Below are 25,987 nucleotides of genomic sequence, written 5' to 3'. Positions count from 1 at the left end.
AGTGCTTTTTTGTTGGGTATATAGTGTGCGAGCTCAGTAAGTACATTAACAAATACTATTCACTATTTAGTCTTAAGCGGTTTGATTGCAGGGATAAGCATCACTGCTAGTACAATGAGATAAATAACAAACGTCACCACCATCCACTGCGCCATACTGACTGACAAAAATGTCCACGGATCATCACTACACATCCCCGTAGGTGAGAAAACCGAAGGAAGCCATTCATCAAGAGGCATCCAAGCTGGAAATTCAGGAAAGAATGAGCAGGTAGAAAAAGGCGAAGGATCAACTTGTAACTCATTTAATTCAAGGGATAACTTAAGTCCCCATGCAGCGCTTACGCCCCAGCCAATTAATCCTATAAAACGCGTTAACCATAACTTAGGTGCTAATGCGCCAAACACGCCAGCAATAATTAACCCAAGTACAGCGACTCGAACATAAATACACATCACACAAGGATCGAGTTCCATGATGTATTGAAAGAATAGGGCAGCAGCTTCAAGCCCAATGGCTGAAAGCAATAAAATAATCCATGCAGCGCGCGAACGCGTAAAATGTTGTAAACCAGTCAAATCAATCTCCTGTCGATTTATGACGATAAAAAAACACCCTCGAATGAGGGTGTTTTCTAAAGCAACGTTAAATCATATCAGTATTAATGTCCAACAGAGCTGCCAAGAACTTCTTTTGCAGAGTGATGGATAATAATTTGATTATCGTAGAAGTACTGGGTTGATTCCGTTAAGAACCCAGATTCAATCATAACAATACCAACGATAGACAATACGATTGTGTATGGTAACGCCATCCATACCATACGACCGTATGACAGTCTCACTAACGGTGCTAGAGCAGATGTTAATAAGAACAAGAATGCAGCCTGGCCGTTTGGCGTTGCAACAGATGGTAGGTTAGTACCTGTGTTAATGGCAACCGCAAGTAAATCAAACTGATCACGAGTAATTTGGCCATTAATCAGCGCAGCTTTTACTTCGTTAATATAGACCGTGCCAACGAATACGTTATCACTCACCATAGACAGTAAGCCGTTTGCGATATAGAAGATCACTAACTGTGCATTACCTTCAAAGCTCAGTGCCCACTGAATCACAGGCGCAAACAAATGTTGGTCAATAATGACGCCGACAACAGCAAAGAATACAGCTAGTAAGGCGGTAAACGGTAGAGCTTCTTCGAAGGCTTTACCTAGCTGATGTTCATCAGTAACCCCATTAAAAGCAGTGGTTAGAATGATGACAGATAAACCAATTAAACCAACTGATGCTAAATGGAATGCAAGACCGATAACTAACCAAACGCCGACAAGTGCTTGAACCAGCAGTTTCATCTTGTCTGCTTTGGTACGGTTTTTATCTTCGTAATCGGAGTAATCGCTTAAAATTTTATGCACGGCATCAGGTAGCTGGGCACCGTAACTGAACCATTTAAACTTTTCGACGATAAAACATGTGGTGATACCGGCAAAAAGCACAGGGATTGTCACAGGCGACATACGAATAAAGAATTCACTAAACTGCCAGTGCGCTTGCGCTGCAATGATCAAGTTTTGTGGCTCACCGACCATCGTACACACACCGCCTAATGCAGTACCAACACCGGCATGCATTAATAGGTTACGTAAGAAACCACGAAAAGCTTCTAGCTCTTCGTCATTCAATTGTTCGCGAGTTTCAGAGGTATGGTCATGATCGCTGCTAAAGTCTTTACCTGAAGCGACTTTGTGGTATATCGAGTAAAAGCCAATAGCGACAGCGATAATAACTGCAATAACCGTTAGTGCATCTAAGAAAGCGGATAAAAATGCAGACGAGATACAAAACATCAACGAAACAACAATTTTAGAGCGCACCTTTGTGATCATTTTAGTGAACACAAACAGGAGCAATTGCTTCATGAAGTAAATACCGGCGACCATAAAGATCAGTAGTAGTAATACTTCTAGGTTTGCTTCAATTTCATGTAAGACTTGTGCTGGCGAAGTCATGCCGATAATGACAGCTTGTATCGCTAACAGGCCACCAGGTTGAAGTGGGTAGCACTTTAACGCCATTGCGAGCGTAAAAATAAATTCAATGACAAGTACCCATCCTGCGATGAATGGACTGACAAAGAAAAATAAAAGTGGATTGATTACAAGAAACGATAATATTGCATATTTGTACCATCTTGGGGAATTGCCCAAGAAGTTACTAAATAATGCAGCACCAGGGGTTGACGGCATAATAGCCTCTCCAGTTGTGAATTTGATAAGTGAACTTTTGAGGAAGGAATCTGACAAACAAATCGTAGCCGAAATGAGAGTTTGTAAGATAAAACCGGTTCGATAGTGCTTAAACTATGTTGTTTATTAGCTACTTATCATCAGTTTAATCAAGTTGATACAATTATTTCTTAGCGCTTATTATTTGTATTTTCAAAATTCGTTAGTTGTGCCACTAACTTACATCCATTTTGTTTGGCGCGTAGTTTAGCGCAAATTTTTTATATTGTAATGCGATAAAACTTATCCTTCGACAAAAAGGTAACCAATATAACTATTGGCTCACAAAGTTTTTGCGACTTGTATAATTAATCGCCGTTGGCGCATCTAAATCGATTGTTTAACGACTCACAATGGTGTGAAATGACATGACCTCTGGTATGATCAGTTCATTGGGTAACCACGGGATGTTCAAGTTGACAATTATCAATGCAAAAGGTCCTGCAAGTTTTGCAGAGAAGTATATCGTTCGTTCGATATGGGAAAATAAGTTTCCACCAGGTTCAATTTTGCCTGCAGAACGCGAACTTTCAGAATTAATTGGTGTAACAAGAACCACGTTACGCGAAGTACTACAGCGTTTAGCTCGTGACGGTTGGTTGAAAATACAACATGGTAAACCAACTCAAGTAAATAACTTTTGGGAAACCTCAGGACTTAATATTCTTGAGACAATAGCGGATTTAAATCCAGATGGATTTCCGTTACTTGTTGATCAGCTATTATCAGCAAGAGCCAATGTTAGCGCGATATATTTTCGCGGTGCGGTGCGCAATAACCCTGAAAAAGCACAAGAAGTATTAGCAAAAATACACCAACTAGAAGACAGTGCTGAAGCTTATGCTGAATATGATTATGAGCTGCATCATGCTTTGGCATTTTCGTCGGGAAATCCACTGTACGTCTTAATTCTTAATGGATTTAAAGGTTTATACAGCCGAGTAGGACGTTATTACTTCTCGAGTCAAGAAGCCCGTTCTATCGCATTAGATTTTTATAAAGCATTAGAGAAATTGGCGATTGATGGTAAGTACACTGATGTTCCTGCGTTAATGAAGACGAATGGTATTAATAGCGGTATTATGTGGCAAAAACTGCGTGATGATATGCCTGCTGAAATCGCACAAAATGATAAATAAATGCGATTAATATAGCCGTTTCATCTTTGATATTGATACAAAAAACCAACCTAACGGTTGGTTTTTTTATGCTACAAACTTACGTAAGTAAAACAACTACAGAGTGGTCATTTTTCCTTCTTCGTTAGGAGCAGGGCATTGGGCTAGTTTTACGATTTTTCCATTCGCATCAAGCTGCTCAAGGCTAACATCAAATCCCCAAAGACGATGTAGATGCTTCAAAACTTGCTCATTACTTTCCCCTAAAGGGATCCGTTTATTAGGCACATAGCGTAATGTTAATGAACGGTCACCATTAATATCTACCCGTTGAACTTGGATGTTGGGCTCAAGATTAGAGAGATTATACTGTTGTGATAGTTTCTCACGGATCAAATGATAACCGCGGTCGTCATGAATAGCAGATACCGACAATCTGTTACAGCTGTCGTCATCGAGAATACTGAATAATTTAAAGTCCCGAATAACTTTTGGTGACAGGTATTGGCTAATGAAACTTTCGTCTTTAAAGTTTTCCATGGCAAAGGTCACCGTGGTAAGCCAATCACTGCCTGCAATATCAGGAAACCACTTTTTATCCTCATCAGTTGGGTTTTCACAAATGCGTCTAATATCGATAAACATATTAAAACCTAATGCATAGGGATTAATGCCACTGTAATAGGGACTGTTATAGGCAGGCTGCGCGACAACGCCGGTGTGGCTTTGTAAAAACTCTAACATAAACCTATCTGTCACCGTTCCTTCATCGAACATATGATTGAGTATGGTGTAATGCCAGAATGTGGCCCACCCCTCATTCATCACTTGGGTTTGTTTCTGAGGGTAAAAATATTGCGCCATTTTTCTCACTATGCGGACGATTTCTCGCTGCCATGGCTCTAATAATGGCGCGTTTTTTTCGATGAAATATAAAATATTTTCTTGTGGCTCATCGGGGAAATTAATGCCTTCGTCTTGCTTGTGTTCATCAGGATTCTTAGGAATCGTACGCCATAAATCATTCACTTGGCTTTGTAAGTAACTTTCACGATCTTTTTGGCGCATCTTTTCTTCTTTAAATGACACTTCAGCAGGGCGCTTGTATCTATCAACGCCGTAGTTCATTAATGCATGACAAGAATCGAGTGTTAGTTCAACTTGCTCAACACCAAACCTTAACTCACATTCATGAATATAATTCTTGGCGAAAACTAAATAGTCGATGATTGAACTGGCGTCAGTCCAAGTTTTAAAGAGGTAATTATTTTTAAAGAAGCTATTATGCCCAAAACTTGCGTGGGCCATCACTAACGCTTGCATCGTGATGGTGTTTTCTTCCATTAAATAGGCGATACATGGATCGGAGTTAATTACGATTTCATAGGCTAAACCCATTTGACCGCGACGATATCCTTGCTCGGTTTCAATAAAACGTTTACCAAAAGACCAATGTGTATAGCCGATAGGCATTCCGATCCCCGCATAAGCATCCATCATCTGCTCAGCTGTAATCACTTCGATTTGATTGGGGTAACTGTCTAGCTTATAAAAAGCTGCGACTTTTTCAATTTCTTCCATGTAGGTTTCAAGTAATGGAAAACCCCAATCAGGACCGTCATCTAGTGGCATTTTTTTATTATCGTCAGCTTCGGTTGAATCAATATTTTCTGCTGTCATTGTGTTCTCCTTAGCTTGGCTGCTTTTTGAATAATTCACGGAACACGGGGTAGATATCATTAACCTCTTTAATATGTTGTACAGCGATATTGCCAAACTGCTCTTGTAAGGCTTCGTATTCTCGCCAAAGCGTTTGATGCGCGCGTCGGGTGATTTCGATATAACTGAAATAACGCGATACTGGTAAGATTTTATCCGCTAATAACTGTCTACACGCTGGGGAGTCATCAGCCCAATTATCGCCATCAGATGCCTGTGCAGCGTAGATATTCCACTCTTCGGCAGGGTAGCGTTCCTGTTGAATTTCATGCATTAAATTTAGTGCACTTGAAACAATGGTACCGCCTGTTTCTTGGGAGTAGAAAAATTCATGTTCGTCGACTTCTTTAGCTTGAGTATGATGACGAATATAAACCACTTCTAAATTCTTATAGGTTTGAGTTAAAAACAAATACAACAGAATGTAGAAACGTTTTGCCATATCTTTAGTGGCTTGATCCATCGAACCTGACACATCCATTAAACAAAACATCACGGCTTGGCTTGATGGCTTTTCACGTTTGGCAAAATTATTAAAACGTAAGTCAAAGCTATCTATAAAAGGCACACTGTCGATTTTTTTCTGTAAATCTTCTATTTGTTGTTTCAAATCCATGATGATTTCAGCTTGCGTACCTGGGGTATTTTCAAGCTCATTTAATGTGGATTTAAGCGCTTTCAGTTGCTTCTTTTTTCCAGCCGTCATGGCGATACGGCGGGCGTGAGACGAGCGAAGCGAACGAACAATATTAATATTGGCGGGCACACCGACATTAGTAAAACCAGCACGATAGGTTTCAAATTCAACCATTTGCTTCGCATTGGTTTGCTGAAGATCTGGTAGGGCTAAGTCTTCAAATAATAATTCTAAGTATTCATCATTTGAAATTTCAAATAGAAATTCATCTTTGCCTTCACCAGAATTTGAAGCTTCACCTTCACCACTGCCATCACCAGCGCCGCCACCTTTAGGACGTTCAATTTGATCGCCTTGATTAAATTGGTCGTTGCCAGGGTGAACACGCTCACGGATCCCACCTTGTCCTTGGTGAAAAATAGGCTCGCTGATATCCCGAGTGGGGATACTAATTTTTTCGCCTTTGTCGATGTCAGTAACACTTCGGCGGGTAACAGCGTCGCTTACTGACTTTTTAATTTGTTTTTTATAACGTTCAATAAAACGTTGTCTGTTAACCGTGCTTTTGCCCTTTGCATTGAGGCGTCTATCTATAAAATTTGCCATACACAACTCCTAATGGACTTTGACCTATACCGATTTATCGTAATACAGGTCAAAGTGAGCAAGATTTATGACGATTTACGCACTCTCAAGTACCATTCAGACAGTAACCTAACTTGCTTTTGGGTATAGCCTTTTTCCATCATTCGATTGATAAAGTCATCGTGTTTTCGCTGATCATCAGCAGATGTTTTAGCGTTAAATGAAATTACGGGTAGCAAGTCTTCGGTGTTGGAGAACATCTTCTTCTCGATCACAACGCGTAGTTTTTCGTAACTGGTCCATAATGGGTTGTTACCTTCATTATTGGCCCTAGCACGTAATACGAAGTTAACGATTTCATTACGGAAATCCTTGGGATTACTGATCCCCGCAGGTTTTTCAATTTTTTCAAGTTCTGCATTAAGTGCTGATCTATCAAATAATTGTCCTGTTTCAGGGTCACGGAATTCTTGATCTTGGATCCAGAAGTCTGCGTAGGTGACATATCTATCAAAGATATTTTGTCCGTATTCAGAGTAGGACTCTAAGTAAGCTGTTTGAATTTCTTTCCCGATAAATTCAACATATTTAGGGATGAGGTATCCTTTCAGGAATTCTAAATAGCGTTCACTCATTTCACTTGGAAATTGTTCTTGTTCAATTTGTTTTTCTAAGACATAGAATAAATGGACGGGGTTAGCAGCAATCTCTGTGTCATCAAAATTAAATACCCGCGATAAAATCTTAAATGCAAAACGAGTGGATAACCCTTGCATGCCTTCATCTACCCCAGCGTAATCACGGTACTCTTGGAATGACTTAGCTTTGGGATCAGTATCTTTCAGTGTTTCACCGTTATAAACACGCATTTTTGAATATATTGATGAATTTTCAGGTGCTTTTAAACGTGACAAGATACTAAACTGAGCAAGGGTTTCAAGGGTACCTGGTGCACAAGGCGCCGAAGACAGTTCAGAATTACTTAATAGCTTTTGATATATTTCAATTTCTTCTGATACACGTAAACAATAAGGCACTTTGACGATATACACTCGGTCTAAGAAAGCTTCATTGTTCTTATTATTTCTAAAGGTCGTCCACTCAGACTCATTCGAGTGAGCGAGGATCATGCCATTGTAAGGCAGTGCAGATAACCCTTCTGTGCCGTTGTAGTTACCTTCTTGAGTTGCAGTTAATAGTGGATGAAGCACTTTAATCGGCGCTTTAAACATTTCCACAAACTCCATCACGCCCTGGTTTGCACGACATAACGCGCCAGAGTATGCATAAGCATCTGCGTCATCTTGTGAAAAATGCTCAAGTTGTCGTATATCGACTTTACCTACTAAAGCAGAAATATCTTGGTTATTTTCATCACCAGGCTCAGTTTTCGCAATAGCTGTTTGATCTAAAATTGAGGGGTAGACTTTAACCACTTTGAATTTGCTTATATCACCACCAAATTCATGCAAACGCTTCACGGCCCATGGAGACATGATAGTTTTAATGTAACGAGTTGGAATATTATATTCATTTGTTAATAGCTCACCGTCTTCATCTGCATCGAATAGGCACAGAGGACTATCATTTACAGGGCTACGGACGCCATTAGCAGTTAAGATGAAGATCGGTACTTTTTGCATCAGTGATTTGAGTTTTTCAGCAAGCGAAGACTTACCACCACCTACAGGCCCAAGTAGATACAAGATCTGTTTCGATTCCTCTAAGCCTTGTGCTGAATGTTTGAGATAAGACACAATTTGCTCAATTGATTCTTCCATACCGTAAAAGTCTTTAAAGCTAGGGTAGTGGGTAATAAGACGATTTGAGAAAATACGACTCAACACCGGATCTTTCGAAGTGTCGATGGTTTCAGATTCACCGATGGCCAGTAGCATTCTTTCTGCTGCAGACACATATGCACTTCTATCTTCTTTACAGATTTCGAGAAATTGCTGTAATGAATATTCTTCATCTAGCTTTTGTTCATAACGTTGTTGGTAATGTTCGAATATGCCCATAAGAAACCCCTTGAAACTTAGCTGAAAGAAAGTGATTGATAGCGCATTTTTAATGACTAAAACTGAAAATAATTTCCATCATTTCTTGTGTGTAAAAACCATTTGCTAGGTTAAGTCTAGGTCAGAGGTTTGATATTTGCGAGGTGAGACAAATAAAAACTTCAATAAAAACAAAGATAAACAGTTGCATTTGCAACTGTTGCAAAAGTGGAGTTATAAATAAACGGATATTGCGAACAATTTTGAGAGTTAGAAGCTATCCCAATTTGAGTAATAAAAAAGGAGCCATAAGGCTCCTTTTGTCTCATCTCTTTTGTACCTAAATAGGTAGATTAACCAGCGAAGTTCGCGTTAACGAAATCCCAGTTAACTAATTCCCAGAACGCTGCCATGTAGTTAGGACGAACGTTACGGTAATCAATGTAATAAGCGTGTTCCCAAACATCAACAGTTAACAATGAAGTCACTGATTCGTCAGTTAAAGGAGTTGCTGCATTGCTTGTGTTCACGATTGAAACTGAACCGTCAGCATTTTTTACTAACCAAGTCCAAGCGCTACCAAAGTTGTTAACTGCAGAATCAGTGAACTTAGCTTTGAATTCTTCAAAAGAGCCGAATGCTGCATTGATTGCATCAGCAATGGCACCAGTAGGCGCGCCGCCAGCGTTTGGTGCTAGGCAGTTCCAGTAAAAAGTGTGGTTCCAGATTTGAGCTGCGTTGTTGAACATGCCACCAGTTGATGTTTTAACAACTTCTTCTAATGTTTTGTTCGCAAATTCAGTACCTTCAACAAGACCATTAAGCTTAACAACGTAAGTGTTGTGATGCTTACCGTAGTGATATTCGATAGTCTCTTCAGAAATGTGTGGTGCTAGTGCGTTCTTAGCATATGGTAATGCTGGTAATTCGAAAGCCATTATTATCTCTCCATGGACATAGGTTATCGTTTTTATGAGTACCACTTAGGCATCATTGCTCTGCCGACATTGTACTTAAAATTTTTGTGATGTGAATCATTGTTTGATGAATAATGTCGATAGACGCAATCTAAAAAAGCTATTTTTATTATAACCCTACAAACTGTGGGATTTTGTTATTGCCCTAGCTCTTGTACAATGGGTGTAGATTATTAAGTTGCACTTAGGAATTACAATGGAAACAGTAGACAAGATCAAACAGCAAATCAGTGAAAACCCAATCATCGTATACATGAAAGGGTCACCAAAGTTACCAAGCTGTGGTTTTTCATCGCAAGTTGCACAAGTCATGATTAACTGTGGTGAGCAGTTTGCATTTGTTGATATTTTACAGCATCCAGATATTCGTGCTGAATTACCAAAATTTGCTAATTGGCCAACTTTCCCACAATTGTGGGTTGAAGGTGAGCTAATTGGTGGTTGTGACATCATCACTGAAATGTACCAAAAAGGTGAGTTACAACCAATTATCAAAGAAACTGCTGATAAGTTTCGTACAGAAGAAGACGCTGAATAAGCCCTTTTTTATCGCCAATGATGATTAGCAACAGAGCCTGATGCTAATACGATTAAAGCGTATTAAAAAGCCCTAACAATTCGTTAGGGCTTTTTATTGTGTAGAATATTTTTAATTGGATAAATAATTAATGAGCACTTTCCTCAGTGTCTTTAATTGTCTTTGGCAGAATAAGATTCATTAAAATAGCCACTAAACCACATAAACTGATACCAGTTAAACTAAACTCACCAATACCGAACGCCATCCCGCCAATACCAAAGACTAATGTAACCCCAACAATACTTAAATTTCTTGGTTCATTTAAATCGACTTGATTACGGATAAGAGCATTAAGACCTACGGCTGCTATAGAGCCAAACAGTAAGCACATAATTCCACCCATTACAGGTAGGGGAATGGTTTGCATTAACGCGCCTAACTTGCCAATGAAGGCTAGCGTAATGGCTGTTATTGCAGTCCATGTCATTATCCGAGGATCGAAGCTTTTAGTAAGCGTGACAGCGCCAGTAACTTCAGAATATGTCGTATTAGGTGGGCCGCCAAAAGCTGATGCGGCCATTGTGGCTATACCATCGCCTGTTAAGGTGCGGTGTAATCCTGGCTTTTTAAGATAATCTTTACCGGTAACATTGGAAATGGCGAGAAGGTCGCCGATGTGCTCAACTGCTGGCGCAATCGCGACAGGGATCATAAATAGTATGGCTTGCCAATGAAATTCAGGTGCAACAAAGTTTGGCACTGCTAACCATGGTGCTTGGTTAACTGCTGTAAAATCAACAATACCGAACGCCATACTGAGGCCATAGCCAACGAGTATCCCAGCCAGAATCGGCATGACTTTTAAAATACCTTTTGCAAAAACAGCAATTGCTACAGTGGTCGATAAAGACATAAGTGCAATAAAGAGCGCGATATTTTGATCGACTAAAACGGCGCTGCCGTCCCCGGTTTTACCCAGTGCCATATTAACTGCCATGGGAGCGAGTCCTAGACCAATAATGATGATGACAGGGCCAACGACTACTGGCGGCAGTAATTTATGGATAAAACCACTGCCGTTAATTTTAACTAACGCACCCAAAATGACATAAACAAAGCCCGCGACCATTAATCCGCCCATCGTAGCGGGTATTCCCCAAGTTTGAACCCCGTACATAATGGGGGCAATGAAAGCAAAGGATGAAGCCAAAAAAATGGGCACTTGTCTTTTAGTGATAACTTGAAATAACAGTGTGCCAATACCTGCGGTAAACAATGCCACGCTGGTATCTAAACCACTCAGTAAAGGCATCAATACTAATGCACCAAATGCGACAAATAACATTTGCGCACCTTGCAATGGGATGAATAAACGTTTCATGTGTAGATAATTTTCCATTCAGGTATAAATTAAGCTGTAAGATAGGCCAATAATCGTTAAATGTCTGTAATGTAAATCAAGTTTAAGTCTAGATTTAGCATTATTAGTGGCAAATCTTGCTTGAAAATTGGTTAGGCAATGTAATTTTAGAAGCAAAATTAATATGCTACACTTCGATCACTTTCATCTATTGCTGCTTATTTTCTTATGCTAAAAATATTTTTACAAATCATTGTTATGAGTGCGCTATTCACTTTTTATAGCCCTAAAGCGATTTCTGCAGAAATCGGCCTTTTAGATGAGGCTGATATTGTTGTCACGTCTCGAGCTCGAGCTGAGCGACAAGCTGCGTTGAAGACTGCTTTGTCTGCGGTATTTGTAAAAAACTCGGGTCTGCCATCTGTATTAGAACACCCGTTGGTTAAAGCACAAATCAATAAGCCTGAAGTACTGCTTACTCAATACGGTTATAGTGAAGTTGATAATGAACTGATATTGAAAGCGAACTTCGACCATAAACGAATTATTTCTACGCTACGTCAAGCTGAGCTCCCAGTTTGGGGGCGTCAACGTCCTCTAACTTTATTGTGGCTATCAATTGAAGATGAAGGTGAGCGCAATATTTTATCTGATGCCTCAGAGCTCGATACGCGTTCACAGATTCATTTAGATTCAAGTAACAAAGGTATTCCTGTTATTTTGCCAATAATGGATTTAGATGATGTGATGAAAATAAGCGTATCTGATGTACGAGGGATGTTTACTGACGTGGTTGCTGAAGCATCTACCCGTTACCGCGCCGATTACTTTGCTGTTGCTGACATGGATAAAGTGGGCGGTTTTGTACGTTTTCAAGTGTCACTATTTGATAAAAGTAATAAAGGTGGATTAATGCAACCTTTGATTCATCAACAAGCTGAAGTGTTGGATTACCAACAAGCTACCGATCAGATTTTAAGCACCTTGGCTGAATACTTTGTGAGCCAATATGCTTTTGCGGACAGCGGCAATAGTGCAGAAACCCTGCTGTCTCTATCAGGTGTACAGAGCATGGCTCAATTAGTTGAAATTGAAGCTTACTTAAATCAGTTGAGTGCGATTAAAACAGTCAGTTTAAGTCAGTTTAAAGCTAATACGGTAACCTATAAACTTGAGTTATTTGGTGATGCTGACGATTTACAAAAACTTTTGAACATCAACAAGAGTTTAACTGAAAATACTTTTGTCGAACCAGTTATTGAACAAGAATCAACGGAAGTTTCACCAGAACAGGTTACCACGCTCTACTACCAGTGGAATTAGTCGCTAGTTTTCTAGCCAATAGATACGTGATCACGATCTAACTGATCACAGTTGAATGAGTTAGGCTAGTTAAACAACAGCAGACACTAAAACGATTGTGTTATACTAACTGTCGCTTGTTTACATTATTAGAGAATTTTTGAGTGACCCAAAACTCACCAAAACAATTATCATTACCCGTATACTTACCTGACGATGAGACTTTTCAAAGTTATTACCCAGCCATGGGTAACGATGAGTTGATTCAAAAGCTTCAAGCTGCTGCAGAAGGTAGCTTAGCGTCAAGTTTATACTTATTTGGCCCTGAAAAATCTGGCCGAACGCATTTAATGCATGCTGCTTGTGCTCATGCCAATGATCTCGATCGTCGTACCTTATATATTCCCCTAGGGATCCATGCCAGCATTTCTCCTGCTCTTTTTGAAGGTGTTGAGTCACTACAATTAATTTGTATTGATGATATTGATGCTATTGCTGGTCATCCTATTTGGGAAGAAGCACTGTTTCATCTATATAACAGAGTGACTGAACAAGAAGATTGTCGTCTTATTGTCAGTGGTAGTTCGTCGCCAACGGAAGCGGGTTTTGCCTTACCTGATTTAATCTCTCGTATGCAGTGGGGGTTAATTTATCAGCTACAACCTATGGCGGATGAAGAAAAGTTAGTGGCTCTGCAGCGAAGAGCTGCAATGCGTGGCTTACAATTATCTGATGAAGTAGGGCGCTTTTTATTAACTCGAATGGCACGTGATTTACGCACATTGTTTGATGTGCTTGATAAACTGGATAAAGCATCAATGGTGCACCAAAGAAAGTTAACGATTCCTTTTATTAAAGAGATGTTGAGATTGTAAATCGTTCTTTTTGAATTTTGTCAGTTAAATAAAAAGCCACCTTATCGGTGGCTTTTATGATCTCATGTACCTGACGAGTATCTCGCTTATCGTTTAGGGATTGGCATATCTCTGTGTTCACGACCTATTAGAAGAGGGCGTCTTTCAACGCTTGTCTCTGAGCTACTTAAACTACTGACTTTAGACAGTGATTGAGCAATGCTAGGACTAATGTCAATATTTTCAAACCAATCTCGTCCAGGCGTCATATTAATAGGTTCAGGTAAACCATTTAATAAAGTCTTACCGTCTATTTCTGGCATGATTTCATCAATGACGAATGCAGCTCTATCGAGTAACTCAGCAGAGCCCACACGACCTCGCTGCCCCCAGTCAACTATAAGATTAGTTGGATCGGTAACAGCTACGTCGCGTTGTATTTGATAACGATGACTCATAAATGACTCTTCAAATAACATGGCAGCATCTTCACGAGTAGAAGAGTAGGCATAAAAATCATTCGCATGATCAGATAAGAAAAAGCTGGTGACATCATCCGGCATATAGGCTTTTTGTGTCTCATTCGCTGTTTCACCTAAAAAGCTAACACCAGCTAAACCAAACATTTCACTACTGGTTAGCGGATCTACATTTTGAAGTTGATCAGAAATAAGGCCATTGCTGTCTGTACGACGGTAAAAGTCGTCTATTAATGTTGGCCCAGTTAACGTGCTATGAATCGAGCGCGGGAAAAAGTCATTTGCATGGGCTAATTCATGATAAAGCAAGCTGGCTAAACTAGGAGTGATATCTGCCAAGGTTCTTGTTGTTCTTTCTGTTTTTGCAATACGGCCATAGGCATAATCATTATCTTTTACATAGCGCCATGGCATGATGAACTGTAAATCATTACCGAAGTCACTGCGATAATCTGGCGCTTCATTGATACTGTCTCGCTGCTCTGGCGTGAACCACAAGTATTCAGGATCGAGATAAATAGCACCCGTCGCGACCCAGTAAAAAGAAGGTCTCACATCGTAGCTGATGACAACTGCCGTGACAGATTGCAGTAGCTTAATAAAGTCGCTATTGGGATCAGATTGCTTTAGGAAGGTTTCAAAATTCTCTCCCATCCAGTCATGAGATACCACAACACGCTCCATCACAGATTCAATATTCTCTGAATTGGAGACTTGGCCAATTAATGGTAAATCAGCAATATCACAAGTTTGGTTAAGTTGGTTTGAATATACGCAATCTGAAGCATTAGCAGAATAAATAGAAGCAGAATTATAGGAATAGGTTCGTGCGACGGGTTGATCAAAGTAAGGTGATGTGATTGCAGATTCATTGGTGACTAACACAAACACTTCATCGGAAAGTGTTTCACCAGCAAACTGGCCAGTGGCCTTTAAACCGATGACACTGTCTGAACTCACTGACGGGGCGGTAAATAAGGGGCGTTCAGGATCGGTTAAATCTAATTCAACGGCTTGGTTAGAAAAGTAACACCACTCTATCTCATCAACAATTTGCTCATTGATACGAGCTACCCTGAGGCTGACCCCATTACCTTGGACAACTTGGTGGTCACTGTTGATATTTAATTGGTTAATTGCACTGCCTGCTGTAATTGAGACAGTTTCGCTGAGGTCTATTTGTGGGCCTGACACATCAGCAGTAAAACTGTAGTTGCCAGAACTCGGAATAATAAATGATAAAACAGGACTATTTTCTGAACTAAGCGAGACGTCAGGGCCTGATGTTTGTTGCCATTGATAGGTAAGACCAGCTGAATCGTGATTGTTAATATTTGCAATGACTGTGGCAGATTGCCCCGCAGAATAACTTTGCTCAATATTGAAGTTTAAATCAGACGTTGTGTCGACTATTGTCAGGCCAGAACTTGTGTCACAGGTATTAATTGGTAAAGCATTATCTGGTGTAGTTTGACCATCACTGGACGAGTCACTTGAGCTGCCGCCACAGGCACTTAACATTACAGTTGCAATCACTAAACTGCTCATTGCAAATTTTTTTGTGGCCCCTTGATAAGGTTTTTGAATCGCGGCCTCAGCTGAAATACGCTTGTTAAACAAAGTCTTCATACACAATCTCCGTTGCTTAGCACTATACTCAATCAAATGACTGACATTTCACTATAACATGTGAATACTTGTACAAAAAGAATGAATTAACGACCCGTTAACAGCAATGTGGTAATGATTTTACACCAGATAAAATGAAAAAAGCGCCATCAGGCGCTTTTTAGTGCTGTATTAATGAGACTAATCTGTTTTAGATTTCTTTTTTAAACCTAAGCCCAGTTCTCTACCGCGCATACGTGCGTAATATGGAAATCCTATTAACAAGGCACTGATTAACACTGATTCTATTAATGCAAAATAAAGGGCGTCCTCAGTGATATACACTAAGGTTAAGCCATGTAATAAATATAAACACAGAATAAAACTGGCCCAAGCATAGGTGTAAGGATTACCCGTTAATATGCCTTTGATAGGTAATAATAATGGGACGATCCACAGTAGACTAAATGCCATTGAGTATTCGCCGGTAAAGCCTTGTTGGATAAACCATCCAGAAAGCAACATGAGTAATGCAACATAACCTACTCGGCATAACTGAAACAAAGTGTGTGTTGTCATTTTAGGGCTCATAAAATCGCTAAGACGTTTTCTGGAGGACGACCGATAGCCGCTTTGTTGTTAGCTAGCGCAATGGGTCTTTCAATTAGCTTTGGCGTAGTAATCATCGCTTGGACTAACTGAGCATCTGTTAATGACTCGTCTGCTAAGTTCTGTTCTTTGTATTCTGTTTCTTTAGTGCGCATTAGCTCTCGTGGCGAGATAGCTAATAAGCTTAAAATCTGGTTAATGTCTTCAGCAGTAGGCACCGTCTTCAAGTATTCAACAATGGTAACCTTGGCATGGTTTTCTTCGAGTAATGCCAGTGTTTGACGGCTTTTTGAGCAGCGAGGGTTATGGTAAAGCGTTACGTTTGTCATAGGATCACTTCTTGTCTTTATTTTGGCGACAGTTTATCAAACTTTGAATCAGATGGTTAGCCACATCAAGGTGATGTGGCTAATTTGAGATTGAATAAGCTGAGCTGTTATTTTAATGCGTCTAAAGACCGCTTAGCTTGTCTAAATTGACGTATACGCGCTTCAATTCTAGCAATTTGTAACGTTTGGCCTTCAGAGTGACGGTAAGCATAATTGAGTTGATCAATTGCACCATCATAATTTGCTGCAAGTGCCATAGCTTCTGCATTACTGTAATGCTCAAGCGCCTTATTACCCAGTTTACGGTAAGCTTGAGTCATAATTTGATAAGGTAATACGTTCTGTTTATCTAAGAAAATTAAATCTTCTAATAACGGAATGGCATTGCGCGGCTGGTCTGCTTCAACATAGATATTGGCTAAGTTAGCCGCAATCACTAATGACGTTGGTTTTAATCGATGATGATGTTTTAACAGCTCGATAGCCGCATCGTAATCGTCTTTTTGCGCCAGTAAATCTGTTTTAGTATCGATAAAAAACAGATTGTTTGGGTCGCCTGCTAATAACTCATCAATAATCTTTTCAGATTCTTCAAACTTCTTGGTTCTGAATAAAGCTAAAGCTTTGCCGTACAATGCAGCACTTTTAAAGGTATAGCTTTTTTTGTTTAGTTGTTTGTCAAACAAAGAAATCGCAGCCTGATCGCTATAACTTGAAAATCTAACCTGGATACGGGCTTTAGCTAACTGGTAATTAAGTTGATCAGGTATATAACGATTAGGATATTGTGTGGCGCGGTTTCTTGCATCAGTAATACGCGACTCAGGTAATGGGTGAGTCAGTAGCATTTGTGGCGGTGTAGTAGTAAAACGGTATCGAATGGCTAATTTTTGGAAAAAGTCAGATGCACCATTTGGATCAAACCCTGCATCAGCTAGGATTTGCATACCAATTCTATCTGCTTCACGTTCATGTAAACGGGTGAAGTTGATTCTCGCTTGGGTTGATAAAGCTTGAGTCGTTGCAAGCGCAGCCATACCGGCTTGTGGCGCGGCAATGGTCAACAAAATAGCACCTAGCATACCAACGATAGTTGCTGTTGAACTCTTATCTTGTGCTTCTAGTGAGCGCGCTAAATGTCGTTGAGTAACGTGAGTAATTTCGTGGGCAAGCACTGATGCGAGTTCACTTTCAGTGTCAGCGTGCAGAAATAACCCTGTATGAACGCCGACATGGCCACCGAAGAAGGCAAATGCGTTAATTTCATCATTTCTTAATAGAAAGAAATAGAAGGGGGTTTTAACCCCTGTGGCATGAGCTACCAATTTGTTACCTAATTCAGATAAGTATTGATTCAATACAGGGTCGCTTATAACCGGCGCAGATGAACGAATGACCCGCATGTAAGCATCGCCGTACACCATTTCTTTTTCAAGACTAAAAGTGTTAACAGCAGCCGTACCGAGGTCTGGAAGGTCATTATTCGCGAAGCTTTTAGCAACACCAGCCGTGAGTAATAAACTAACCGCTGTGGTTACGACGCCTTTAGAAAACTGAGAAAACGATAATTTGCGCAAATGAAACCTTTATTATAATTATTTCAATAGGGTGGCGAGCAAAGTTAAAGCAACACTATAACGGTATCGCTTGTGGTTTATTGTCCTTGCTAGGATAATAGCCATAGAATGTGTAAAGCAAGTTCATAATGAAATTTATTGATTTAACTGCTCATCAATGTCCCTATCCCTTGGTGCAAACTAAATTAGCATTAAAAAAGATGCAACCAGGTGAAACGTTGGCAATTAGTATCTCTGACTCCGGTTCACGTCGAGATGTTCCGCTATTTTTAAAAAAATTTGGTTATCAAGTTCAAATAACTGAGGATAATGACAATTCAATGTCATTGGCCATCACAAAGCTTAACAATATATAAGTATAATTATATCTATCTACTGAGGTAGAATCCGATAATAACAACCACAACTGTGATTTCTTTTTAGGTAACACAATGCTCTCATTTTTAAGCGATTGGTATAAAGCCAGATTCAGTGATCCCCACGCGATTACATTATTGTTTATTTTACTTGGGATTGGATTATTACTGTATTTTGCTGGCGGTTTGTTAGCGCCTTTATTAGTGGCGTTAGTTTTAGCGTTTTTACTAGAATGGCCTGTAGCGCAAATCGCGCGTTTTGGTATTAACCGCACTTTAGGTGCATCGTTAATATTAGTCTTGTTTATTGGTCTGATGGTCTTAGTTGCTTTTGGACTCGTTCCCAGCCTTTGGCGACAGGGGATTGCTTTAGCGACAGATTTACCGCAAATGATTGATACAGGTATGCAATCGCTAGTATCTTTTAGTGAAAACTATCCGCAATACATTAGTATCGAACAAATTGATGCAATGGTTGTTGAACTTAAAAAACTGGTCGACACTCAGCATCTTTTAGATATCGGTAAGCAATTATTAGGCTTTTCTGCATCATTACTCGTGTTAATGGTTTACGTGATTTTAGTGCCTTTATTGGTGTTCTTTTTCTTAAAGGATAAAGAGCAATTGATTAAGAGCAGTAAACGTTTCTTTCCTAACAACCGCGACTTAGCAAGAAAAGTTTGGTTTGAAATGGACCAGCAAATCTTCAATTATATTCGTGGTAAAGTCATTGAAATTGTCATTGTAGGTACAGTCAGCTACATCTTTTTTGCGTTAATGGGATTAAGGTATTCTGCGCTACTTGGCGTGCTAACAGGGCTTTCAGTACTTATTCCTTATGTAGGTGCAACATTGGCGACTTTACCTATTGCCCTGGTGGCCTTTGTGCAATGGGGAGTCAGCCCTGAGTTTGGCTATGTGATGATTGGTTATGGTGTCATTCAGGCATTAGACGGCAACGTGTTGGTGCCAATTCTATTTTCTGATGCTGTAGATTTACATCCAGTGTTAATCATTGCCGCAGTACTAGTATTTGGTGGCCTGTGGGGCGTATGGGGAGTCTTTTTTGCAATCCCACTGGCGTCATTAGTCAAAGCTGTTATTAACGCCTGGCCTGATAGTCAGCAAGTTTCAATCGATAAATAGAATGAATGTATCACCTTTTGCATAGTATAAACTTTGTTTTACAAAGAGGTTAATATGAGAGCTTTTATATTTTTTTCACTAGTTGTTTTATTCCTTTCTTCTGCCCAAGCTAATACAGGGCACCGATTAGGAGGGGATATCTATTTCCCTGAAAACACTCTTTATAGTTTTGAATACGCAATTAAATATTTACAAGCTAGTGATAAGTTCCACTATGCAGAATTTGATGTTCAAGAATCTAAAGATGGCTATCCAGTTGTTTTTCATGATGTTAAGAATATTGCGAGAATTGTTCCTGATAATGATTATAATTGGACCATTCTTAGTCGATTTAAAGACGGTGAGACATTAAAAAATCTAAGGATTTCAGATTTGTACCTTGATGAAATAGTTAGGTTAAAATTAGAAAATAATGCAAGGATTCCTGAGCTAATTGATGTTTTAAATGCAGCTGTTGATTTAGGCCTAAATAAACCCATTCTTGTCGAAATTAAGTCGCTGAAAACGGATGATTGTAGGCAAAAAACCATAGATACAGTTGCCAACTATAAAAATAAGTTAGATATCAACTTCTTGGCCTTTAAAAGTTCATTTAACAAATCATTCCCAGATAAAATCCGTTGGGGTGCTGAATTTCAAAAGCACAATCTAAAGGTTTTTACTGCTAAAAAAGCAAAAAAATCAAAGAATGACTTAACTAAAACAGTGCCAATAGCGTCTTTAAACTGGAATTTTTTAACTTTGGTTAATGAAACTGTATTTATAAAAAATAAATCTACGAGGGTAATTCAATTCCCATTTGCTTTCGAAAGTCGAGATGATAAAAACTATGCACTTAATATTGGTATAAAGCATGGCTTAGACGACTATGGTGATAAAGGTTTGTATGTACATATATTAGATAAAAACAAAAACTTGCTGTCTTCATTTTTCTCTAAAGAAAAAACTTGGAAATGGAAAACACTGAATAATTTAAATACAGATGAATATATTGTTTCCATTGAAGATAAGGATACAAGTTTCATTAACAAGTCCCCTGGTAACAAAGCTCAGATAAAAGTTAACCTAGTGGAGATGTAATTAAATTCTATGTAAATATATTTTATTAGCTAAGTTGTTTAGCTAAAAAAGAGACTCAATTGAGTCTCTTTTTTATTGCAAATATTATGAATTACTTGTCTTTTAAATCACTGTTATCTGATGTTTTCTCTGCGGTATGTTTATCGCTGGTAGCGTTATTTTTATCGTCAGGTTTTTTAGGATCGCCAAATTGAGGCATTTTAAATTTAGCGCTATATTTTAATACCGCTAAATTACTGGCAATGATGCCAACAACTAAGATAATAATAATCCATACTTCTATACCTGATAAATCCATGTCTACCTCAATAAATTACCAACAAGTTTAATCAACAGCTAAACGTTGCTCACATTTTCGAATATCTTCAGGTGTATCAACTTCTGGTGAATCAAAAGCACTGATAGCAACTTTAATTTTATGACCGTATTCTAGTGCACGCAGCTGTTCTAACTTTTCTAAATCTTCTAAACGACCCAAAGGTAACTTAGCAAAAGCATTGACGAAACGACGAGTATAAGCATAAACGCCAAGGTGCTTATAAACTGGGAAGTCATCCGTATCACGACCGAATGGAATACACGAGCGTGAAAAATACAATGCATTAAACTCATTATCGAAAACCATCTTAACGTGCAGAGGATCGTCACGTTCTTGCTTATCAATGATTTCAAAGCCTAAAGTTGCCATTTCAAACTCACCTGGGTGACGCTCAAAAAGACTGATAATTTGTTCAATTGAAATAGGGTCAATAAGTGGCTGATCACCTTGAAGGTTTATCACCAAATCATCATCTGCTAAACCAAGTTGGCTAATCGCATCGTTTATTCGATCGGTACCAGAGGCCGCGTCAGGGCTCGTCATGACAACTTGACCACCAAATGACTCTACCGCTTCTTTAATTCGCTCATCATCTGTAGCAACATAAATATTATCTAATCCTTTAGCTAATGAAGCACGTTCGAAAACGTGTTGGATCATTGGCTTACCATTAATAGGTGCTAGGGGTTTGCCTGGAAAGCGGCTAGAACCATATCTAGCAGGGATTAAAAGAGTAACTTTCATCAATAAACCTACTTATCTTAAAACGATAAACAAAAGGGCTCTAAAGAGCCCTTAAAGATAGCTTTTAGGGCTAAATTATATGCGACGGAATAACTTAGTTAGCATTTCATCGGTAACTTTTTCTTCCCAGCCCGCGCCGTAAACATTGTCCCATAATGGGCCCATGCTCTTGGTCACAGCAACCATCTTAGCAATAGTTTCATCTGGTAAATCTTTACAGATGTTTTTTGGCAACGTGATGTTATGAACTCCCATCATTTTACGGAATTCTTTAACGCCTTCAGGGTAAAACTCTTCAAGTACGTCAAATGCCAAACAGTTGCCGATACCGTGATGGTAACCCAACACGTAACCTAAACCATATGATACAGCGTGACAGGCACCTACTTGGCTGTAAGCGATACTCATGCCGCCCATGTATGATGCCATCATTAGCTTGTCATCTTTTTCTTCGTGATTATCAACGAAGACTTCACGACATAAATCCATAGACTTTTCAGCAAATGCTTTAGCAAATTCGTTTAGGTATGTACCTTCTAATGACTCAACACAGTGGATGTAACAATCCATACCTGTGTAGAACCACTGATCAGTCGGTACGCCAGCAATGAGCTCTGAATCCATGATAATTTGGTCAAATACAGTGTAATCTGAATTCAAACCAAGCTTACGAACAGGACCACAAAGTACAGCGGTGCGAGACGCTTCAGCACCTGTACCTGAAACTGTAGGGATACCAATATGGTGTACAGCAGGGTTCTTAATCAGATCCCAACCTTGGTATTCAGCACTGCCACCTTCATTAGTCAGCATTAGCGATACCGCTTTAGCTAAATCAAGGGTAGAACCACCACCAAGACCGATTACACTTACAGGAAGTTTAGTATTAAATGCTTGAACTTGTTCAGTTAGGGCATCAACTTGCTTCGTTGTAGGTTCATCATCAACATTGACGTAGATTAATAAATCATGGGCTTTAGCAGGTACACGACCAGCTAAAGGCTTATCTTGGTGTACGTCATCAACTAGAAATACGACGAAGTCATTTTCAACTTTGCGTTCTTCAGCTAGTACGTCATCTAATTGTGCAAATGATCCGCGACCAAAAATCATTTTTGGTACACATTTGAAATTTTTGAAACTCATTACAACTTCTCCGTTGAGATTAGTACTGTAAAAAGTACTATCGCGCCAATGTGATAAATGGCGCGATAGAAATAATCGGGTTAATTAAGCAAAAGCACGCTTGATGTTTTCAATACGCTGCGCTATTTCTTCTTCTGTCCAAGACAGTTTGATTAACATTGAAATAGTCCGGCTCATGATGGCATCAGACTTAGGTGTTTCAACCTTAGTGTAATCTGGACGATCTTGAATTAATGTGATCGGCAATGCAGCAGGAGACTTAAGCTCTTGGATATGCTTCCAATTATTCAGGTAATGCCAGTTGTTAACATACCAGTAAAAACAACCATCTACGCCGTTTTCAGCTAATTTTTTGTTTATTTCTACTGTGCGTTCTTCAGTCGGCATTAAGAACGTTAAGAAACCAGCTGAATCACCCTCTGGATCAGGGATTTCACGGAAAGTTACTTCTGGAATATCTGCCATAGCATCTTTGATCAGCTTTTTATTGGTACGCTGAATATCAATGATTTTGTCTAGCTTACGTAATTGAGCAAGACCCATTGCTGAGTTCATTTCAGAAATACGGAAGTTTAGCCCCATAATAGGGTGGCCTTCAGCGCCGCGGTCATTACCTACATGGTCATGGCCGTGATCTGAGAACATATGCGCGTGGTTATAAATGGTTTCGTTGTTAGTCATGATCGCGCCGCCTTCACCACAAGTGATGGTTTTAACAGAATCAAATGAGTAACAACCAACGTCACCAATGGTACCTAGTGCTTGACCTTTATAGCTGCCACCAATAGCTTGGCAAGCATCTTCTAAGATCACTAAGTTGTGCTTTTTACATACCGCTAAAATTTCATCCATTTTAGCCATAGAACCACACATGTGAACAAGATTAATTGCTTTAGTACGTGGAGTAATTGCAGCTTCAATGCCTTCTGGAGATAGACAAAGTGTTTCATCAATCTCAGCAAAAATTGGCACAGCGCCGGCCATAAATACGGCTTCTACAGACGCAACAAAGGTAAACGGAGGAACGATAACTTCATCACCAGCACCGATACCAGCTGCAGCCATAGCCGTTTGTAATGCGGCGGTGCCACTAGAAACAAGATGTGCATGCTTAGCATTCATCTTTTCGCAAAGAAGGGCTTCCATCTCACGAGTCTTCCAACGATCATTACGCATGTGATCGAAGTTATAACGAAAGGTAAAACCATTTTCCATCACATCAGCGACTTCTTGCTTTTCCTCTGGACCAAATAATTCAAAACCTGGCATGGAAATTATCTCCTAAAAAATGCAGTGCGCGAGGTCGCGCTAAATAAACCCGAAGATTATAACTGGGTTAGGGCGTTAATTGCATTAACTATATGACCTTTCGTTGTGATTGTATGGTCGTTACAGTGCTTTATATTCATTAATCGCTAATTTTTATGTAAAGCAGACTAAACAAAGCGCTATAACTGTTTCTATATATGAGATAAAAACAACAAAACCCACATATAAGGTGGGCTTTGTTATTTGCTTATTTCAGCATGAATGGCTTATTAATTTTAGTTAATAAGCATTATTCATCTGTATTTTTGTCATTATTATTTGCATGTTCGCTGAAGACTGTTACGTCTAGATCGGTTAATAAGCCGTTGTTGATACCGTAAATCCAACCGTGGATTGCGACTTCTTGACCACGATCCCATGCATCTTGCACGATAGAGGTGCTAGTAACATTAGCCACTTGCTCCATGACATTCAGCTCACATAAGCGATCAAACCGCTGTTGTTCATCAAGTTGCTCTAAATCTGAACGGTGGATGCGGTAAATATCTTTTAAATGGCCAAGCCAGTTATCAATAAGACCGAATCGCTCTTTAGTCATTGACGCTTTGACACCACCGCAACCATAGTGACCAACTACCATAATGTGTTTTACTTTTAATACTTCAACAGCATATTGGATGACCGACAAACAATTTAAATCAGTATGGATAACCATATTGGCAATGTTGCGATGAACAAACACTTCACCTGGCATTAAATCAATAATTTGATTTGATGGTACGCGGCTGTCAGAGCAACCAATCCACAAATATTCTGGATTCTGTTGTTCTGCCAGTTGCTTGAAGAAATCAGGGTCTTCTTCGTTTATACGCTCAGCCCAGCGGCGATTGTTATCAAATAGAGGCTTAAGTAATTTCATTTATTGTTATAGACCCAAATAAAAGTGAAAGATGTAGAGTGTATTTTGATCAGCTATTTAGCTGATGTTCATCATTTTCAAGAGTATATCAGCAAATTCGATTATGCTGGTCTATCCATTTAATTTATTAAATTGAAATCATTTCACCCTTAACGGAGAAATGATTCCAAGGTTTGATTCACTTTTTCTGCTTGTTCAATATTTGAAAAGTGACCGCTATTAGCAATTTGAAGCAAACGGCTTCCTGTAATGCAGTCTTGCATTAAATAAGCTTCTAGCATTGTGCGTAATTGGTTTTGCTCTCCAATCATAATCAAACAAGGCAGTGAGAATTGCTCTACTAATTCAAGGGTGTCACGCTTATAGAAAGCCAGCGGACTGAATAAGGCGAGTTGCTCTATTTGTGTGGGCGACAAATGAATTAACTTGCTAATGAAAGCTGATTTAGCCGTTGATGTTTGTGAATTAACAAAGAACATATCAGCAATGGTGTTTGCTAGTTGCTCATGACATTGCTTCTGTTCACTGATTTGATCGACCCATGCTTGGTATTTTGCGCAATTCACTTGCGGTTCAAAGCCAATAAAACTATTCGCCATGACTAGTTTTGATATCTGAGCAGGCTTTGCAAGTACCATTTCAGCAGCAATCGCGCTACCCGTACCATTACCGATCACACAACATTGATGCACATTTAAATAATCAAGTAATGATAAACAATGTTCAGCGATCGTAATAAGAGATGTTGTACCCGTTGGCATTGAATCTGACTGTCCATGGCTCCACAAATCAACACTAATACAGCGATAGTTTTCAGAAAGTTGAGCGATCTGTGGTTGCCACATCGTGTTGTCAGCTAAAAAACCATGTACAAAAAATAGAACAGGTCCTTGTCCTACATCAGTGAAATGAAGACGTTGATTGTCGATGCTAAAGCTGTTTGATTTTGGTTGAGTCATGGAGGTCTCTAAAACATTAAAATTAAAAAATCGTAAAACTGATTGAGTCAAAGTGCTTATGATAAATAACCGTTATTACTTTGAATAC

Annotated in this window: 24 protein-coding genes; 7 read left to right on the top strand and 17 right to left on the bottom strand. The window is 39.3% G+C overall.

From position 1 onward, the window contains the following. Positions 1-62: 62 nt before the first annotated feature. Together dsbB and nhaB are read right to left on the bottom strand one after the other, a co-directional pair. The gene (gene dsbB, locus BCU84_RS01035; protein ID WP_102526241.1) at positions 63-578 is read right to left on the bottom strand and encodes a disulfide bond formation protein DsbB; all 516 of its coding nucleotides are present in this window, start codon (positions 576-578) and stop codon (positions 63-65) included. Positions 579-661: 83 nt separating this feature from the next. Next, positions 662-2,248 (bottom strand): sodium/proton antiporter NhaB, encoded by a 1,587-nt coding sequence (gene nhaB, locus BCU84_RS01030; protein WP_102526240.1) that lies wholly within the window; start codon positions 2,246-2,248, stop codon positions 662-664. 446 nt (positions 2,249-2,694) lie between these two features. Here nhaB and fadR point away from each other — a divergent pair, with 446 nt between their 5' ends. After that, a complete protein-coding gene (fadR, locus tag BCU84_RS01025; protein ID WP_102526276.1) occupies positions 2,695-3,426 on the top strand; it encodes a fatty acid metabolism transcriptional regulator FadR in 732 nt (243 codons plus the stop codon). Between the two features lie 96 nt (positions 3,427-3,522). Here fadR and BCU84_RS01020 read toward each other — a convergent pair whose 3' ends face one another. The 4 genes from BCU84_RS01020 to sodB form a co-directional block, all read right to left on the bottom strand. After that, a complete protein-coding gene (locus tag BCU84_RS01020; protein WP_102526239.1) occupies positions 3,523-5,085 on the bottom strand; it encodes a SpoVR family protein in 1,563 nt (520 codons plus the stop codon). A 10-nt stretch (positions 5,086-5,095) separates the two neighbouring features. Continuing rightward, positions 5,096-6,367 carry a YeaH/YhbH family protein gene (locus BCU84_RS01015; RefSeq protein ID WP_102526238.1) on the bottom strand — a complete coding sequence of 424 codons (1,272 nt, stop codon included), beginning with the start codon at positions 6,365-6,367 and terminating at the stop codon, positions 5,096-5,098. A 65-nt stretch (positions 6,368-6,432) separates the two neighbouring features. Then, entirely contained in the window at positions 6,433-8,367 is a 1,935-nt protein-coding gene (locus tag BCU84_RS01010) for a PrkA family serine protein kinase (protein WP_102526237.1), read from the bottom strand. A gap of 332 nt (positions 8,368-8,699) precedes the next feature. Continuing rightward, positions 8,700-9,284: a superoxide dismutase [Fe] gene (gene sodB, locus BCU84_RS01005; RefSeq protein WP_102526236.1), complete on the bottom strand. Its 585-nt coding sequence runs from the start codon at positions 9,282-9,284 to the stop codon at positions 8,700-8,702. 235 nt (positions 9,285-9,519) lie between these two features. Here sodB and BCU84_RS01000 point away from each other — a divergent pair, with 235 nt between their 5' ends. Next, the gene (locus tag BCU84_RS01000) at positions 9,520-9,861 is read left to right on the top strand and encodes a Grx4 family monothiol glutaredoxin (RefSeq protein ID WP_102526235.1); all 342 of its coding nucleotides are present in this window, start codon (positions 9,520-9,522) and stop codon (positions 9,859-9,861) included. A gap of 127 nt (positions 9,862-9,988) precedes the next feature. On the opposite strand, the gene BCU84_RS00995 is transcribed toward BCU84_RS01000, so the two are convergent. Further along, positions 9,989-11,224, bottom strand: coding sequence for a uracil-xanthine permease family protein (locus BCU84_RS00995; protein ID WP_102526234.1), 1,236 nt, complete (start codon positions 11,222-11,224; stop codon positions 9,989-9,991). A gap of 207 nt (positions 11,225-11,431) precedes the next feature. On the opposite strand from BCU84_RS00995, the gene BCU84_RS00990 reads away from it, so the two are divergent. Both BCU84_RS00990 and hda read left to right on the top strand, forming a co-directional pair. Beyond that, positions 11,432-12,526 carry a DUF2066 domain-containing protein gene (locus BCU84_RS00990; protein ID WP_102526233.1) on the top strand — a complete coding sequence of 365 codons (1,095 nt, stop codon included), beginning with the start codon at positions 11,432-11,434 and terminating at the stop codon, positions 12,524-12,526. Between the two features lie 143 nt (positions 12,527-12,669). Then, positions 12,670-13,380 (top strand): DnaA inactivator Hda, encoded by a 711-nt coding sequence (gene hda / locus BCU84_RS00985; protein ID WP_102526232.1) that lies wholly within the window; start codon positions 12,670-12,672, stop codon positions 13,378-13,380. An 86-nt stretch (positions 13,381-13,466) separates the two neighbouring features. Here the strand turns inward: hda and BCU84_RS00980 are convergent, their stop codons facing one another. The 4 genes from BCU84_RS00980 to BCU84_RS00965 all read right to left on the bottom strand — a co-directional run bounded on the left by BCU84_RS00980 (position 13,467) and on the right by BCU84_RS00965 (position 17,961). Beyond that, positions 13,467-15,467 carry a hypothetical protein gene (locus BCU84_RS00980; protein ID WP_241906322.1) on the bottom strand — a complete coding sequence of 667 codons (2,001 nt, stop codon included), beginning with the start codon at positions 15,465-15,467 and terminating at the stop codon, positions 13,467-13,469. 180 nt (positions 15,468-15,647) lie between these two features. Further along, a complete protein-coding gene (locus tag BCU84_RS00975; RefSeq protein WP_102526274.1) occupies positions 15,648-16,025 on the bottom strand; it encodes a DUF2069 domain-containing protein in 378 nt (125 codons plus the stop codon). Between the two features lie 8 nt (positions 16,026-16,033). Further along, the gene (gene arsC, locus BCU84_RS00970; RefSeq protein ID WP_102526231.1) at positions 16,034-16,384 is read right to left on the bottom strand and encodes an arsenate reductase (glutaredoxin); all 351 of its coding nucleotides are present in this window, start codon (positions 16,382-16,384) and stop codon (positions 16,034-16,036) included. A gap of 107 nt (positions 16,385-16,491) precedes the next feature. Further along, positions 16,492-17,961 (bottom strand): M48 family metalloprotease, encoded by a 1,470-nt coding sequence (locus BCU84_RS00965; RefSeq protein WP_102526230.1) that lies wholly within the window; start codon positions 17,959-17,961, stop codon positions 16,492-16,494. 128 nt (positions 17,962-18,089) lie between these two features. Between BCU84_RS00965 and BCU84_RS00960 the strand changes: the two genes are divergently transcribed. The 3 genes from BCU84_RS00960 (at position 18,090) to BCU84_RS00950 (ending at position 20,543) form a co-directional block, all read left to right on the top strand. Further along, entirely contained in the window at positions 18,090-18,317 is a 228-nt protein-coding gene (locus BCU84_RS00960; protein ID WP_102526229.1) for a sulfurtransferase TusA family protein, read from the top strand. A 75-nt stretch (positions 18,318-18,392) separates the two neighbouring features. Beyond that, positions 18,393-19,463 (top strand): AI-2E family transporter, encoded by a 1,071-nt coding sequence (locus tag BCU84_RS00955; RefSeq protein ID WP_102526228.1) that lies wholly within the window; start codon positions 18,393-18,395, stop codon positions 19,461-19,463. 54 nt (positions 19,464-19,517) lie between these two features. After that, on the top strand, positions 19,518-20,543 hold the full coding sequence (locus BCU84_RS00950) for a glycerophosphodiester phosphodiesterase family protein (protein ID WP_102526227.1): 1,026 nt from the start codon (positions 19,518-19,520) through the stop codon (positions 20,541-20,543). A 91-nt stretch (positions 20,544-20,634) separates the two neighbouring features. On the opposite strand, the gene BCU84_RS00945 is transcribed toward BCU84_RS00950, so the two are convergent. The 6 genes from BCU84_RS00945 to BCU84_RS00920 form a co-directional block, all read right to left on the bottom strand. Beyond that, the gene (locus BCU84_RS00945) at positions 20,635-20,841 is read right to left on the bottom strand and encodes a DUF2897 family protein (protein ID WP_102526226.1); all 207 of its coding nucleotides are present in this window, start codon (positions 20,839-20,841) and stop codon (positions 20,635-20,637) included. A 27-nt stretch (positions 20,842-20,868) separates the two neighbouring features. Next, positions 20,869-21,606, bottom strand: a complete 738-nt coding sequence (kdsB, locus tag BCU84_RS00940; protein WP_102526225.1) for an 8-amino-3,8-dideoxy-manno-octulosonate cytidylyltransferase KdsB — start codon at positions 21,604-21,606, stop codon at positions 20,869-20,871. A 75-nt stretch (positions 21,607-21,681) separates the two neighbouring features. Further along, on the bottom strand, positions 21,682-22,752 hold the full coding sequence (gene kdnB / locus BCU84_RS00935; protein WP_102526224.1) for a 3-deoxy-alpha-D-manno-octulosonate 8-oxidase KdnB: 1,071 nt from the start codon (positions 22,750-22,752) through the stop codon (positions 21,682-21,684). Between the two features lie 84 nt (positions 22,753-22,836). Continuing rightward, on the bottom strand, positions 22,837-24,021 hold the full coding sequence (kdnA, locus tag BCU84_RS00930; protein WP_102526223.1) for an 8-amino-3,8-dideoxy-alpha-D-manno-octulosonate transaminase KdnA: 1,185 nt from the start codon (positions 24,019-24,021) through the stop codon (positions 22,837-22,839). A gap of 289 nt (positions 24,022-24,310) precedes the next feature. Then, positions 24,311-24,940 (bottom strand): carbonate dehydratase, encoded by a 630-nt coding sequence (can, locus tag BCU84_RS00925; protein WP_102526222.1) that lies wholly within the window; start codon positions 24,938-24,940, stop codon positions 24,311-24,313. Positions 24,941-25,089: 149 nt separating this feature from the next. Beyond that, the gene (locus BCU84_RS00920) at positions 25,090-25,899 is read right to left on the bottom strand and encodes an alpha/beta hydrolase (RefSeq protein WP_102526221.1); all 810 of its coding nucleotides are present in this window, start codon (positions 25,897-25,899) and stop codon (positions 25,090-25,092) included. Positions 25,900-25,987 lie beyond the last annotated feature (88 nt).

The sequence above is a fragment of the Shewanella sp. 10N.286.51.B7 genome (assembly GCF_002873615.1).
Taxonomy (GTDB): domain Bacteria; phylum Pseudomonadota; class Gammaproteobacteria; order Enterobacterales; family Shewanellaceae; genus Shewanella; species Shewanella electrodiphila.
The sequence above is the reverse complement of the archived record's forward strand: the minus strand, read 5'-3'. Positions and strand labels throughout refer to the sequence as shown.